This is a genomic window from Pseudomonas tensinigenes, from assembly GCF_014268445.2.
GTDB lineage: Bacteria > Pseudomonadota > Gammaproteobacteria > Pseudomonadales > Pseudomonadaceae > Aquipseudomonas > Aquipseudomonas tensinigenes.
In genome coordinates, this window is the sequence record NZ_CP077089.1 from 4,245,163 (window position 1) to 4,259,081 (window position 13,919).

Here is a 13,919-nt window from a genome sequence, read left to right on the forward strand (position 1 = left end):
GCATGCAATCTCTGAACACTACGCTGCTGATCATCGGCGGCGGCCCTGGCGGCTATGTAACGGCAATTCGCGCCGGGCAACTGGGCATTCCGACCATTCTGGTCGAAGGCCAATCGCTGGGCGGCACCTGCCTGAACATCGGCTGCATCCCGTCGAAAGCGCTGATTCACGTGGCTGAGCAGTTTCACCAGACCCAGCATCATAGCCAGCATTCGACGCTGGGTATCAGCGTTGCCGCGCCGACCCTCGACATCACTAAAAGCGTCGAGTGGAAGGATGGCATCGTCGATCGCCTGACCACCGGCGTTGCTGCGCTGCTGAAGAAGAACAAGGTTCAGGTCATCAATGGCTGGGCCAAGGTCATCGACGGTAAAACCGTTGACGTTGGCGACACGCGCATCCAGTGCGAGCATCTGGTGCTGGCCACCGGTTCGACCAGCGTCAATCTGCCGATCCTGCCGATTGGCGGGCCGATCATCTCCTCCACCGAAGCGCTGGCGCCGAAATCCGTGCCGAAACGTCTGGTGGTGGTTGGCGGTGGTTACATTGGTCTGGAACTGGGCATTGCTTACCGCAAGCTCGGTGCCGAGGTCAGTGTGGTCGAGGCGCAGGATCGCATCCTGCCGGCCTACGACGCCGAACTGACGCAACCGGTGCATGACGCGTTGAAGCAACTGGGCGTTAAGTTGTATTTGAAACACAGCGTGCTGGGTTTCGACGGCACCTTGCAGGTACGCGATCACGAGGGCGAGACCCTCAACCTGGAAACCGATCAGGTGCTGGTCGCCGTCGGTCGCAAACCGAATACCCAAGGCTGGAACCTTGAAGCACTGAATCTGGACATGAACGGTTCGGCAATCAAGATCGACAGCCGTTGCCAGACCAGCATGCGTAACGTCTACGCCATCGGCGATCTGAGCGGCGAGCCGATGCTGGCCCACCGCGCCATGGCCCAAGGCGAGATGGTTGCCGAGTTGATCAGCGGCAAAACCCGCGAGTTCAACCCGACGGCCGTTGCTGCCGTGTGCTTCACCGACCCGGAACTGGTGGTGGTGGGCAAGACGCCGGACGAGGCCAAGGCTGCCGGGCTGGACTGCATCGTTTCCAGCTTCCCGTTCGCCGCCAACGGCCGGGCGATGACGCTGGAGTCGAAAAGCGGTTTTGTGCGTGTGGTCGCTCGTCGGGATAACCATGTGATTGTCGGCTGGCAGGCGGTGGGCGTCGGCGTTTCCGAGCTGTCGACGGCGTTTGCGCAAAGCCTGGAAATGGGCGCGCGGCTGGAAGATATCGGCGGCACCATTCATGCGCATCCGACCCTGGGTGAAGCGGTGCAGGAGGCGGCGTTGCGTGCTTTGGGGCATGCGTTGCACCTGTAAGTGGTGGTGGCAACACCGGCCCCTTCGCGAGCAGGCTCGCTCCCACATTTGAAATGCGTTCCACCTGTGGGAGCGAGCCTGCTCGCGAATTCTTGAGGGCAACACGATTTATCTGTCTGTCATCCGATAGTCCGGGCTGCGAAACCGCTCAAGAATGAAGTATTGTTGTGCCCATCCAAAAAACGTCAGAAGCCTTGAACCGTTTCGACGGTTGTTCAGTGATAGAGGGTGTCATGGGTAACGAAAGCATCAATTGGGACAAGCTGGGTTTTGACTACATCAAGACCGACAAACGCTATCTGTCGTACTTTCGCGATGGCGAGTGGGACAAAGGCACCCTGACCGAAGATAACGTGCTGCACATCAGCGAAGGCTCGACGGCCCTTCACTATGGCCAGCAGTGCTTCGAAGGCATGAAGGCCTATCGTTGCAAGGACGGCTCGATCAACCTGTTCCGCCCGGACCAGAACGCCCTGCGCATGCAGCGCAGCTGCGCGCGTCTGCTGATGCCGACGGTCGACACCGAGCAGTTCATCGAAGCCTGTAAAGAAGTGGTTCGTGCCAACGAGCGTTTCATCCCGCCATACGGCACTGGCGGCGCGCTGTACCTGCGCCCGTTCGTGATCGGCGTCGGTGACAACATCGGCGTGCGCACGGCACCCGAGTTCATCTTCTCGATTTTCTGCATTCCGGTCGGTGCTTACTTCAAGGGCGGCCTGACCCCGCACAACTTCCAGATCTCCAGCTACGACCGCGCCGCCCCACAAGGCACCGGCGCAGCCAAGGTTGGCGGCAACTACGCTGCCAGCCTGATGCCGGGTTCGAAAGCGAAGAAAGCCAACTTCGCCGACGCGATCTACCTTGACCCGATGACCCACACCAAGATCGAAGAAGTCGGCTCGGCCAACTTCTTCGGGATCACCCACGACAACAAGTTCATCACGCCGAACTCGCCGTCCGTGCTGCCGGGCATCACCCGCCTGTCGCTGATCGAACTGGCGAAATCGCGTCTGGGCCTGGAAGTGGTTGAAGGCGACGTGCTGATCGACAAGTTGTCGGACTTCAAGGAAGCCGGCGCTTGCGGTACGGCTGCGGTGATCACCCCGATCGGTGGTATCAGCTACAACGATCATCTGCATGTGTTCCACAGCGAAACCGAAGTCGGCCCAGTGACCCAGAAGCTCTACAAAGAGCTGACTGGCGTGCAGACCGGCGACATCGAAGCGCCTGCGGGCTGGATCGTCAAGGTTTGATTTGACGGGTGTTGATGTAGAAAAAGCCCTCCACCGAGTGATTGGTGGGGGGCTTTTTTTGTGGCGTTTGGCGCAGTATTTGTGGCGTGCTTGAGATTCTTTCCCCCTCACCCCAGCCCTCTCCCCCAGGGGGCGAGGGGGAAAGGGAGCCGATCTTTGTGGTATTCAAAATGTGAGTTCGACTTGATCGTTCAGGTCGATGGATCAAGTCCAAACACCTCGGTCAGTCCCCTCTCCCTCTGGGAGAGGGTTAGGGTGAGGGGCTTTTCAGTGCGATGCGTTTACCTGCACGATCAGCAATCCCACTCGCCTGCCCATTCTGCTGCTTACCCATCCGCGCCTGCGTAATCAACCAGGGAATCAACTCCCCCTCCGGCAGATTCTTCCAGAACCGCGCCGGCAAATGCCCCTGCATGACCTTCTCGTTCAACCGCGCTGGATTGAAGATGTGGCTGTAATAAGTCAGCCACAGATCGCCATGAGGATCGTCAATGTTCTGCGCCAACTGCTGCCATTCCTGCGGGCATTGACGTTGATGAATCAGTTGCTCGCCATCGTAATAAACCCCATCGCGCGGCGTGGCGATCAACCAGCGATGTCGGCCCATTCGCCCGATGAAATGCTCACTGGCGCTGTGCAAAATGTCATGGGCCGGTTCATGCCAAGCCACATATTGCGGACCCGCGCTGGATGAAGGGCGTTCGATGAAGCGTACAAATGCATGCAGGTGATGGGCTTCGCGATTGACTTGTTTGATCCGTCGCTGCAACTCGCTACCAAGTTTGTCCCCGGCCATCATCGCCGTGCGATCGCCATGGCTGACACGCCACAACACCTCATAGAGCAGGCTCCAGCGTTGATCACCACGATAGCGCGAGGCTTGCTCCAGCGTGTCGAGCAGCGCTCGCGGAATACGTGCCTGAAACGGCCCCTGCCCTTCAGGCACCGGCTCATCACTGGCAAACAGATCAGCCACGCCTAGCGAAGCCCAGCTCACCAGACTCGGATCGACTTCATGGCTCAGCAGCCAGCGCGCCTGCTGGCGCCACGTGTCGAACAGATCATCGCAATCGAGATTGATCATCCCCACAGCCCCATTTGCTGCGGCATTGGCCGGTCGCGCAGTTGCTGATAGAGCAAATGGCTGGTGACCTCAGCCTGCTGCGGGTGATAGTCGCTGGTGATGATGAACGGCTTGGCCTTGGCCAGCACACAGCGCATGCGCGCGACGTCTTCGTAACGAATGCGCCGCTGTCGGCGCAACTCCACCAGACGTTCGGTGGTGCGCAGTCCGATGCCGGGAATACGCGCGATCAGGGACGCTTCGGCACGGTTCAGATCGAGCGGGAACACCTCGCGATTCTGCAACGCCCAGGCCAGTTTCGGGTCGATGTCCAGCGCCAGATTGCCCGGCCCCTTGAGCAATTCATCGGCGCTGTAGCCGTAGCTGCGCAGGAGAAAATCGGCCTGATACAAACGGTGTTCACGCATCAGCGGCGGCGCAGCGAGAGGCACGCTTTTCGGGCTGTCGGGGATCGGGCTGAAGGCCGAATAGTAGACCCGCCGCAGTCGGAAGTTGCCGTACAAGGCCTGGGCGCTGTGAAGGATGGTGCTGTCGTCGGTGTCGTCGGCGCCGACAATCAACTGCGTGCTCTGCCCGGCCGGGGCGAACTTCGCCGAGCGTGGTTCGTTCAGAACAGTCTGCACACCGGTGTAGATGGTGTTCATCGCCTGCTTGATCGACTTGATGTCCTTCTCCGGCGCCAGCACTTGCAGGCTGGCATCGGTCGGCAGTTCGATGTTGACGCTCAAGCGATCAGCGTAGCGCCCTGCTTCTTCGATCAATGCCGGATCGGCTTCGGGAATGGTCTTGAGATGGATGTAGCCGCGAAACTCATGCTCTTCGCGCAGCAGCTTCGCCACCCGCACCAGTTGCTCCATGGTGTAGTCCGCCGAGCGAATGATCCCGGAGCTGAGGAACAGCCCGCTGACGCAGTTGCGCCGGTAGAAATCCATGGTCAGCGCCACGACTTCCTCGGGGGTGAACCGGGCACGCGGGACATCGCTGGAACGGCGGTTGACGCAGTACTGGCAATCGTAAAGGCAGAAATTGGTCAGCAGAATCTTCAGCAACGACACGCAGCGGCCGTCCGGCGTGTAGCTGTGGCAAATGCCCATGCCATCGGTCGAACCCAGCCCGCTCTTGCCCTCGGAGCTGCGCTTGGGCGCGCCGCTGCTCGCGCAGGAGGCGTCGTACTTGGCGGCGTCGGCGAGGATGCTCAGCTTGTCGATGATTTGCATGGCGCGGGCTCTGTACTGTTTGCATATACAGTATAGGGTCGTCTGCGGTGATACAAGGTGGCAGATGCGCCCCTCGTCGGTCAGAAGCTGAAAATCAAAAGATCGCAGCCTTCGGCAGCTCCTACATGGATTGGGTAGGGTCGAGATTTATCGGGTGTACGCAACTCCTGTAGGAGCTGCCGAAGGCTGCGATCTTTTGATCTGCCCGTCTACCGGCCACTCAACGCCAAACCGTGCACTGATCTCCTTGCGCCCCGCCGCCGTCAACGCCAGTGCCCGACTGTCCAGATCCTGCGTCACCCACTTGCGCTTCAACGCGGTCTGCAACAGCGCCGCCCCCAGCGAGCCACCGAGATGCGGCCGGCGCATGCTCCAGTCCAGGCACGGACAGGCAAACTTGCGGCGCAGGGTCGTTAAATCCTGCACTTCTATTCCCAAACCGAGAAACAACGCCTCGCCCGTCTCACTCAAGCGATACGCCTGCTCGTCGGTTGCCACCAGCCAACCGCCCTCGATCAAACGGTCATGCAGCAACACCGCCAGCGTCCCGGCCATGTGGTCATAGCAAGTGCGGGCGAATTGCAGGCGATCCGGAGTGTGCGCCTTGAACGTCGGCGCGGCGTTCTGGCCAATCACCATCAGCGCTTCCAGCGCTTGCGCCACGCGCTGATCGGCCAGGCTGTAATAACGATGGCGGCCCTGCACATGCAGGCGTACCAGCGCCAAGTCCTTGAGTTTCGCCAGGTGCACACTGGCGGTCGAGGCGCTGACTTCGGCGATCGTCGCCAGCTCGGTGCTGGTGCGGGCGTGGCCGTCCATCAGCGAACAGAGGATTTTCGTCCGCGCCGGCTCGGCGATGGCGGCGGCCACTTGGGAAACGCCGATGTCTTGATGTTCTGCGTGCATAGTTCGCTCCCGGACGAATCATCGTCGTTGCGCAGTGGAGATAGTAGCAACACTTTCCCCGCCAACAAGGATGCAAACCATGAACCCGATCAGCGCGGCAACGCATGCCGATCCTTATCCCTACTACGCCGAACTGCGCGCAGCAGGTGGACTGACGTTTTATCCGGATCTGAAACTGTGGGTCGCCAGCAGCGCCCGTGCGGTGTGTGCGGTGTTGGCCCACGCTGATTGCCGGGTGCGTCCGGCGCAGGAGCCCGTACCCAAGGCGATTGCCGGAAGCATGGCCGGCAAAGTCTTTGGCCAACTGATGCGCATGAATGACGGTGAACGCCAGCGCTGTCCGCGTTCGGCCATCGAGCCTGAGCTGGCAGCGCTCGACCTTGAGGCGGTTAACACGTTGGTCGCCGCACGGCTGATCACAGCGGATGCCGACGGTGTGTACAAGGCAATGTTTCGTGGCCCGGTGTGCGTGGTCTCGGCGCTTCTGGGATTCACGCCGGCGCAGGCGCGGGCCGTCAGTGAGCTGACGGCTGACTTCGTCGCCTGCCTGTCGCCGTTGAGCAATGACCTGCAACTGGCCGCAGCGGATGCAGCGGCCGAACAACTGCGCGGCTACTTCATCGAGCTGCTCGCCGAACCCGCCAGCGACTTCCTCGGCGCGATCCAACAGCGTTTTGCCGGCGATGGAGAAACCCTGATCGCCAACCTGATCGGCCTCTGTTCGCAGACGTTCGAAGCCTGCGCCGGCCTGATCGGTAACACGCTGTTGGCGTTACGTCGTCAGCCGGCGTTGCGCGGCGAATCCATCGAAGCATTGCTTGGCGAAGTCCAGCGCTTCGACCCGCCGGTGCAGAACACCCGGCGCTTTGTCTCCGCGTCCTGTGAGATTGCTGGTGTGCGGGTCGAAGCAGGTGATGTGATTCTGGTTTTACTGGCCTCCGCCAATCGTGATCCGGCGCTTAACGCACAGCCTGAGCAGTTTCTGGTGCAGCGCGAGAACCGCCCCAGTTTCAGTTTCGGCAGTGGTCGGCACGAGTGTCCGGGGCAAGCGTTGGCGATGAGTATTGCCGGGGCGACGGTGCGGGAAGTACTCAAAAACGGCACCGATCTGAATCGCCTGAACTGGCACTACAGGCCTTCGCTCAATGGGCGCATTCCAGTGTTCAGCGACGTGGGCGCCTGATAGTCCGTCTTCGCGAGCAGGCTCGCTCCCACAGGGTTATGGGGTGTACACACTGTTGTGATCAACTCGAACAATGTGGGAGCGAGCCTGCTCGCGAAGAGGCCAGCCCAGTCACTGCAAATGCTGGCTCAAGCCGCCCACTGCAAAATCAACCAGCTGTTAGCGCCACTGATCACCACAAACAACCCCCACGCCAACACCCGGGTTGGCCAGCGATTCACAAACGGCCCCATCAGCTTTTTATCATTGGTCATGCGGATCAAGGGGTACAGGGCGAACGGCAACTGCAGGCTCAAAACCACCTGACTCAACACCAGCAACTTGCCAATCGCGTTATCGCCCATCAGCCACACGCCAATAAACGCCGGAATCAACGCCAGTCCGCGAGTGATCAAACGTCGCTGCCAGCACGGAATCCGCAGGTTCAGGTAACCCTCCATGATCACTTGGCCGGCGATGGTACCGGTGAAGGTCGAACTCTGCCCCGATGCGAGCAAGGCCACGCCGAACAACACACTGGCCAACGCGCCGCCCACCAGCGGATCGAGCAAGTGATAGGCGTCCTGAATGTCCACCACATCGGTGTGCCCGGACTGGTGAAACGCCGCCGCAGCGAGAATCAGGATCGCCGCATTGACCAGCAACGCCAGGGCCAGCGAACCGATGGTGTCGATGCGCGCCAGTTTTACCGCGTCCTGCTTGCTTGCGAGGTCCTTGCCGATCATCCGCGTCTGCACGATCGAGGTGTGCAGATAGAGGTTATGCGGCATAACTGTCGCGCCGAGAATACCGATCGCCAGGTACAACGGCGCCGCCTCGCCAATCGCCGCCAGTGACGGTTTGAAACCCTGGGCGACATCCGGCCAGTAGGGTTTGATTAGCAGCAGTTCAACGAAGAAACACACGCCGATGGTCGCGACCAGCACCAACATGATCGCTTCCAGTCTGCGGAAACCGCGATTCTGCAGGGCCAGCACCAGCAAGGTGTCGAACGCGGTCAGGGCGATGCCGAAGGTCAGCGAACAGCCGAGCAACAAGTGAAAGGCCAGCGCACAACCAAGCACTTCAGCCAGATCCGTAGCGATGATCGAGATTTCCGCCAGCACCCACTGCAAGCGCGCAGTCGGCGTGCTGTAGCGCTCGCGGGACAGTTGCGCCAGATCGCGCCCGGTGGCGATGCCCAGTCGCGAGCACAAGCACTGCACGACCATGCCCGCCAGACTCGCCAGCAACACCACAAACAACAGGCTGTAACCGAAGCGTGAACCGGCCTCGATGGCGGTGGCCCAGTTGCCCGGATCCATGTAGCCGATCGACACCAGCAAACCGGGGCCGGCGAAACGCAGCACGCGTTTGAAGAACGAGGCGTTAGGGTCAACCGCAACACTGCCAGCCACTTCCGGCGGGCAAAACGGCGCGGTGGCGATTTTGGGCAAGCTGAATTTCACGCACACATCCAGAAACAAGTCGGAAAGACGCAGCTTAGACGTTTCAGCCGAAGCCTAGAAGATCAAAAAAATCTATCGACTCCCCCCCAACAACTGCTCGCGCAGCTCAGGATTGCGCGTGCGCGGATCAAGCCAGATATCAAAAAACGCCCGGGCAAACAGCGGATCATCAATTTCATGCTGCAACTGCTGGCCGACAAAGAACCGCGCACCCTGCCCCGGCAGATACACCCCGGTAATCCGCGTGCCGGCCTGCACATCGACAAACGATTGCTGCATCTGTACCTGCCAACCGGCCAATTGCGCCGGACTGACGCGAGTACCGGCCAGGCGTTTGATTTCATCGACGCTGGCCTTGACCAGATCGTCGCGGGAAATGTTACGGCGGTAAATCAACTCCAGCGCAAACGGCTGACCGTCGACCAAGGGCCGCGCGGCACTCCACAGGCGCGCGTTATAGACATCGAAACCGAACACGCTGAAATCACCAGTGCCGATGATTTGCGCGCCGGGCACCGCGTCCTGCCAATTGGCCCAGGTTGGCGTCAGCAACAGCGCCCACAAGCCGATGCCGCAGCATCCGCGCAACACCTTCGGTGTTCTGTTCATCGCGGTATCGACTCCGGCAAGCCCTGATAGTCAGAGCATAGTCGGATATTGCCCCAGGCACTTTGTATACAAAATCTGAGCACATAGGCAGCAATCGCCGATCGACAATGCTAACGTGGCAAACCTTCAACGGATGGAGACTCCTGCGTGCTGATCCTCAAACTGCTGCTGATTCCCGGTTTTCTGCTGCTGATTTCCCTGGCGGGCAAACGCTGGGGGCCGAGCGTGGCCGGGTGGCTGTCGGGGTTGCCGGTGGTGGTCGGGCCGATTCTGTTTTTCCTCGCCATCGAGCAGGGTCCGGCGTTTGCCGCGCAGTCGGCGGTGGCGGCGTTATCGGCGATGTTCGCGATGATTGCGTTCTGCATCACCTACGCCCAGGTCGCGCAACGGGCGAACTGGCCGTTGGCGCTGACGGCGTCGCTGTCGGTGTGGGCCGTCATCGCTGGGGTGTTGTCGCTGATCCCGGCGTCGCTGCCGTTTTCCGTAGCGGCGGCGGCGATTGCGTTGCTGGCATCGCCGTATCTGTTTCCCACGGTGCAACCGGTGCTCAGCGGCACGGCGCCGAAGTCGGACAAACTGATCTGGCGGATGATCGCCGGCGCCGCATTGACGCTGGTGGTGACGATGCTCGCCAGCACCGTCGGCGAGCGCTGGAGCGGTTTGCTCGCGGTGTTTCCGGTGCTCGGCAGTGTGATGGCGGTGTTCTCGCAACAGACCCGCGGCCCGGCATTTACCGCCGCATTGTTACGGGCGACGGCGACCGGCATGTATTCGTTTTCGGCGTTTTGTCTGGTCTCGGCACTGACGTTGCCAAGCATGGGCCTGAGCGGATTTGCCGTCGGTGTCGCGGTCTCGGTGGCGATGCTCGGTGTGACCAAACGCCTGCTGGCCCGTCCGTTGGCGAAAGCGCAGGCGCAGTAACCGCTCAGACGATTCGCGCTGGAACGCCCGCCCTCCTCCGTGGGATGATCGCCCGCCTCGCGCGACCATCCACCGGAGATTCACATGTCATTGTTGAGCAAAAAAGCCGTCGTCCTGCTGGTGGCGGCCCTCGCCGGTTTCGGCGCCCTCCACGCGCAAGCGGCCAAGGCAAAAGCCAGCACCGAAAAAGTCTCGATGCTCGAGGGCAAGTTCACCTTTGTGCTGCCTAAAGGTTTCGTCGCCGACCCGCTGCCGACCAGCCCGAGCGGGACCACGGGCACGATGTACACCAACGAGGCCACAAAAACCGTGGTCATTACCGCTGAAAACAAGATCCCCGAAGGCCAGCACGTCAAGGACAACGACGGGCAGTTCCTCGACGGCAGCGTGTCGAGCTTCATCGAAGACCAACGCAAAGCGCTGCCGGACTTCAACAAACTCAGCGAGAAGAGCCTGACCCAGAAAGGCACCGGCCTTGGCTTGCGTCAGGTCGACAGCACCGCGACCCAGGGCGGCGGCCAGACCCTCAACACCACGCTGATGGCCGGCTCCGGCACGAAAATGGCGCTGGTGCAGGTGATTTCCCGCGCCAGCGACAAGAAAGGTCACGACGCCCTGGTGAAAACCATCCTCAAGGATTGAGCTGCTGCAACCAGCCGTTCAAGTCGCGCAGCTCGGCCGCACTGATACTGTGGCCGACGCCGGGATAGGCGTGAAACTGCGGCTTGTAGCCCAGCTTCTGTAGTTGCGTGTTGGCCGCGGTGCCGTTTTTATACGGCACCGGATCATCGGCCGTGCCGTGGCCGATGAAGATGCTCAGCGGCAACGGCGGCTGTCCGGCCTTGAGTTCAGCCTTCAACACTGGCAATAAACGCCCGCTCAATGCCGCAATCCCACCGACCGCCACTGGCGGCCTCAACCCCACTTCGTAGGTCATCATCGCGCCCTGGCTGAAGCCGATCAGGTACACCTTGCTCGGGGTGGTGTGATATTTCTGCGCCGCTTGCGCGATAAAGTCGCGCAGCTTCTGGCCACTGACCTTCAGATCATCGGTCTCGCCGTTGTAGGCGCCTTCGCCTTTCTTGCGAAACCACTGGAAACGCCCTTCACCGAGCGCCAACGGCGCCTGCACCGACAGGTAGTTGTACTGCGCCGGCAGCTGAAATTTCATGCCGATCAGATCGGCTTCGTTACTGCCGTAGCCGTGCAGGAAAATCACCAGCGGCCGCGCTTCGGCATCGGCGTGAACCAGTTCGAGGTACTTGAGCGGCAGATCGGATTGCAGCGTGGTTTGCGCCTGCACGGCGCTGGACGCCAGCAGGGTCAACAGAGCAAAGACCTTCAACATAGAGCCTTCCTTCACGGAGTGTCGGGTTCGGGGGGGAGCCTAACATCCTGCGGCGAGGATCAACATGTTGGGTGCTGCTGATGGCCCCTTCGCGAGCAAGCTCGCTCCCACATTGAAAATGCATTCCCCTGTGGGAGCGAGCCTGCTCGCGAAAGGGCCCGCGAATCCGACGAAGATCTGTCAGTCGTTGGTCAACTTGCCCGTCCGAAACGCCACCCGCCCCGCCACTTTCGCCTGCCAGATCCCCGGCTCGGTATAGCGCCCGCGATCCAGCGCAAACAACACGCCACTGGTGCCGGCGCGCACGGTGGTCACGCGATCCTGCAACGGATCCACCACCTCAAACAGCGCATCGCCCTTCTCCACCCACTCGCCGGCATTGCGCAGAAAACTGACCACACCATGGTGCGGCGCGAACAGGTATTCGGTGCCCTCGAACGGCAGGCCTTCGCAGCACTCGCTCGGTGCCGCCGGCCATTCGCCGCTGATAAAACCCTGCTCAGCAAGGAAACCGAGAATCGCCTCGCAATTGGCCTGCGCCTGATCGACCCGGGTGTCGCCCATACTGCCCAGCTCCAGCGTGGTCGCCAGATTCGCTGCCGGAATCGCGGCATTCGGGAACGCCCGCGCCAGACGCAACCACGGCGTCGAGCAGGATTCATCAAACGAGCTGCCGCCGGAATCTTCACACAGCAGCGCCACGCCGGCCTTCAGACGCGCCGCCAATGATTGCCACTGTGGCCAGTGCTGCGGCAGCGCGTACAAGTGAATCGCTGCGTCGAAATCACAATGCAGATCGAGGGTGATGTCGGCATCGCAGGCATGGCGCAGCAACAAACGATGCAACGCTTCCAGTTGCGAGGCCGGGGCCGGTAGCTCATCGAATACCTGGCACATGGTTTGGCGGATCAGTGCAACGTTGGCCTCGGCGTCAGCGCCCAGACGCTCACCGATCAACGCCCCGACCGGTGCACTGAGTTCGACGAAGGCACGGTTGAAGTTCTTGCCGCTGCCCAGCTCGAAGCGGCCCATGTGCGCGCCTTGCACGTGTTGATCGAGGCCAATCGGGTTGGCCACCGGCACCAGCTCGATCACGCCCTGCAACCGGCCTTGCTGTTCCAGCTCATTTAGGCGTTGCTTGAGTTCCCACGCGGTGCGCATGCCCGGCAGTTCATCGGCGTGCAGGCTGGCCTGGATGTACACCTTGCGGGTGCCTGCGCCGTAGCGAAACACGCTGAGCGAGCGCTCGCTGCCCAAGTGGCTCCAGGGCAGAACATGGTCGATGCGTTGCATGGGAAAATCTCCTCAATATCTGGATCACAAAGATCCCCTGTAGGAGTGAGCCTGCTCGCGATAGCGGTGGGTCAGCCAACACATTCATTGAATGACACACCGCTATCGCGAGCAGGCTCACTCCTACAAGGGTCTCACCACAATTAGAGCGCAAAAAAAGTGGCCACCGCGCCAACGGGGCCACTTTTTTCTACGGCGTATTAATGGCCGTACACATCAAAGTCGAAGTATTTGTCCTGGACTTTCTTGTACTCGCCATTGGCGCGGATTTCGCTGATGGCTTTGTTGAATTGCTCGGCCAGCGCGGTATCGCCCTTGCGCACCGCAATGCCGGCGCCGCCGCCGAAGTACTTGGCGTCTTCGTAGGTCGGGCCAACGAATTCAAAACCTTTACCCGCGTCGGTTTTCAGGAAACCGTCGCTGAGGTTGACCGAGTCGGCCAGCATCGCGTCGATACGCCCGGAAACCATGTCGAGATTGGCTTCCTGTTGCGAGCCGTAACGCACCAGGTCGATCCCGGCCGGCACCAGCACTTCGGTGGCGTAACGGTCGTGGGTACTGGCACGCAGCACACCGACTTTCTTGCCCTTGAGCTCGGTCAGCGGGTCTTTGACACCGGAGCCTTCCTTCATCACGAAGCGCGCCGGGGTGTGGTAGTACTTGATAGTGAAATCGACGTTCTTTTTGCGGTCGTCGGTGATGGTCATCGACGACAGGATCGCGTCGATCTTCTTCACTTTCAGCGCCGGGATCAGGCCATCGAATTCCTGCTCGACCCAAGTGCATTTGACTTTCATCTGCGCGCACAGCGCATCGCCGATATCGACGTCGAAACCGGCGAGTTTGCCGTCAGGGGTTTTCATCGAGAATGGTGGGTAACCGGCTTCGATACCGATGCGGATCGGCTTGGCGTCTTCGGCCACGGCGGTCAGGGACAACATCGACAGTGCCAGGGCACCGAACATCACTAGCTTCTTCATTTATAACTCCTGTGTGCGGAGGCTTTTATTGGCAGCTTTCGATTCAGCGTTCGGTCATGGCCAATTGGCTACAAACACCGAAGTGGCCGGCAGTCTATGGCGGCGCGCACAGGGTAAATTGTGTTTAAGCGACAAATACTTATGAAAGATCGGCGCACCGATTGACCGGGGTCAACGGGTGCGCCGTCGTGGTGCAAAGGCTGTAGGACAAGAGCATTCCCAGCGCAGAAAAACGCTGATTTTCCTGTAGGAGCTGCCGCAGGCTGCGATCTTTTGATCTGGTTTTTTTACCGCAAGATCA

13 protein-coding genes are annotated in these 13,919 nt (G+C 60.6%); 5 read left to right on the forward strand and 8 right to left on the reverse strand.

The window, feature by feature from the left end:
- Window positions 1–2: 2 nt before the first annotated feature.
- Window positions 3–1,376, forward strand: coding sequence for a dihydrolipoyl dehydrogenase (gene lpdA, locus HU718_RS18695; protein WP_186616436.1), 1,374 nt, complete (start codon window positions 3–5; stop codon window positions 1,374–1,376).
- Window positions 1,377–1,609: 233 nt separating this feature from the next.
- Window positions 1,610–2,629, forward strand: coding sequence for a branched-chain amino acid aminotransferase (locus HU718_RS18700; protein WP_053121443.1), 1,020 nt, complete (start codon window positions 1,610–1,612; stop codon window positions 2,627–2,629).
- Window positions 2,630–2,879: 250 nt separating this feature from the next.
- On the opposite strand, the gene HU718_RS18705 is transcribed toward HU718_RS18700, so the two are convergent.
- The 3 genes from HU718_RS18705 to HU718_RS18715 form a co-directional block, all read right to left on the reverse strand.
- Entirely contained in the window at window positions 2,880–3,713 is an 834-nt protein-coding gene (locus HU718_RS18705) for a TIGR03915 family putative DNA repair protein (RefSeq protein WP_186616435.1), read from the reverse strand.
- Window positions 3,710–4,930: a putative DNA modification/repair radical SAM protein gene (locus HU718_RS18710; RefSeq protein WP_007915071.1), complete on the reverse strand. Its 1,221-nt coding sequence runs from the start codon at window positions 4,928–4,930 to the stop codon at window positions 3,710–3,712. Before HU718_RS18710 ends, HU718_RS18705 begins: the two co-directional genes overlap by 4 nt.
- A 147-nt stretch (window positions 4,931–5,077) precedes the next feature.
- The gene (locus HU718_RS18715; protein ID WP_186616434.1) at window positions 5,078–5,836 is read right to left on the reverse strand and encodes an ArsR/SmtB family transcription factor; all 759 of its coding nucleotides are present in this window, start codon (window positions 5,834–5,836) and stop codon (window positions 5,078–5,080) included.
- Window positions 5,837–5,915: 79 nt separating this feature from the next.
- Between HU718_RS18715 and HU718_RS18720 the strand changes: the two genes are divergently transcribed.
- Window positions 5,916–7,019, forward strand: a complete 1,104-nt coding sequence (locus HU718_RS18720; RefSeq protein WP_186616433.1) for a cytochrome P450 — start codon at window positions 5,916–5,918, stop codon at window positions 7,017–7,019.
- A 128-nt stretch (window positions 7,020–7,147) separates the two neighbouring features.
- Here the strand turns inward: HU718_RS18720 and HU718_RS18725 are convergent, their stop codons facing one another.
- Window positions 7,148–8,467, reverse strand: a complete 1,320-nt coding sequence (locus tag HU718_RS18725; protein WP_077573596.1) for an Nramp family divalent metal transporter — start codon at window positions 8,465–8,467, stop codon at window positions 7,148–7,150.
- Window positions 8,468–8,539: 72 nt separating this feature from the next.
- Window positions 8,540–9,076 carry a chalcone isomerase family protein gene (locus tag HU718_RS18730; protein ID WP_102899285.1) on the reverse strand — a complete coding sequence of 179 codons (537 nt, stop codon included), beginning with the start codon at window positions 9,074–9,076 and terminating at the stop codon, window positions 8,540–8,542.
- A gap of 147 nt (window positions 9,077–9,223) precedes the next feature.
- Here HU718_RS18730 and HU718_RS18735 point away from each other — a divergent pair, with 147 nt between their 5' ends.
- Window positions 9,224–9,997, forward strand: a complete 774-nt coding sequence (locus tag HU718_RS18735; protein WP_186616432.1) for a hypothetical protein — start codon at window positions 9,224–9,226, stop codon at window positions 9,995–9,997.
- 84 nt (window positions 9,998–10,081) lie between these two features.
- Window positions 10,082–10,639, forward strand: coding sequence for a DcrB/PsbP domain-containing protein (locus HU718_RS18740; protein ID WP_150793689.1), 558 nt, complete (start codon window positions 10,082–10,084; stop codon window positions 10,637–10,639).
- Here HU718_RS18740 and HU718_RS18745 read toward each other — a convergent pair.
- The 3 genes from HU718_RS18745 to HU718_RS18755 all read right to left on the reverse strand — a co-directional run bounded on the left by HU718_RS18745 (window position 10,629) and on the right by HU718_RS18755 (window position 13,618).
- Entirely contained in the window at window positions 10,629–11,345 is a 717-nt protein-coding gene (locus HU718_RS18745; protein ID WP_186616431.1) for an alpha/beta hydrolase, read from the reverse strand. The two genes, HU718_RS18740 and HU718_RS18745, sit on opposite strands and share 11 nt — an antisense overlap.
- Before the next feature lie 180 nt (window positions 11,346–11,525).
- On the reverse strand, window positions 11,526–12,638 hold the full coding sequence (locus HU718_RS18750; protein WP_186616430.1) for a succinylglutamate desuccinylase/aspartoacylase family protein: 1,113 nt from the start codon (window positions 12,636–12,638) through the stop codon (window positions 11,526–11,528).
- Between the two features lie 200 nt (window positions 12,639–12,838).
- On the reverse strand, window positions 12,839–13,618 hold the full coding sequence (locus HU718_RS18755) for an ABC transporter substrate-binding protein (RefSeq protein ID WP_150708856.1): 780 nt from the start codon (window positions 13,616–13,618) through the stop codon (window positions 12,839–12,841).
- Between the last annotated feature and the right edge of the window lie 301 nt (window positions 13,619–13,919).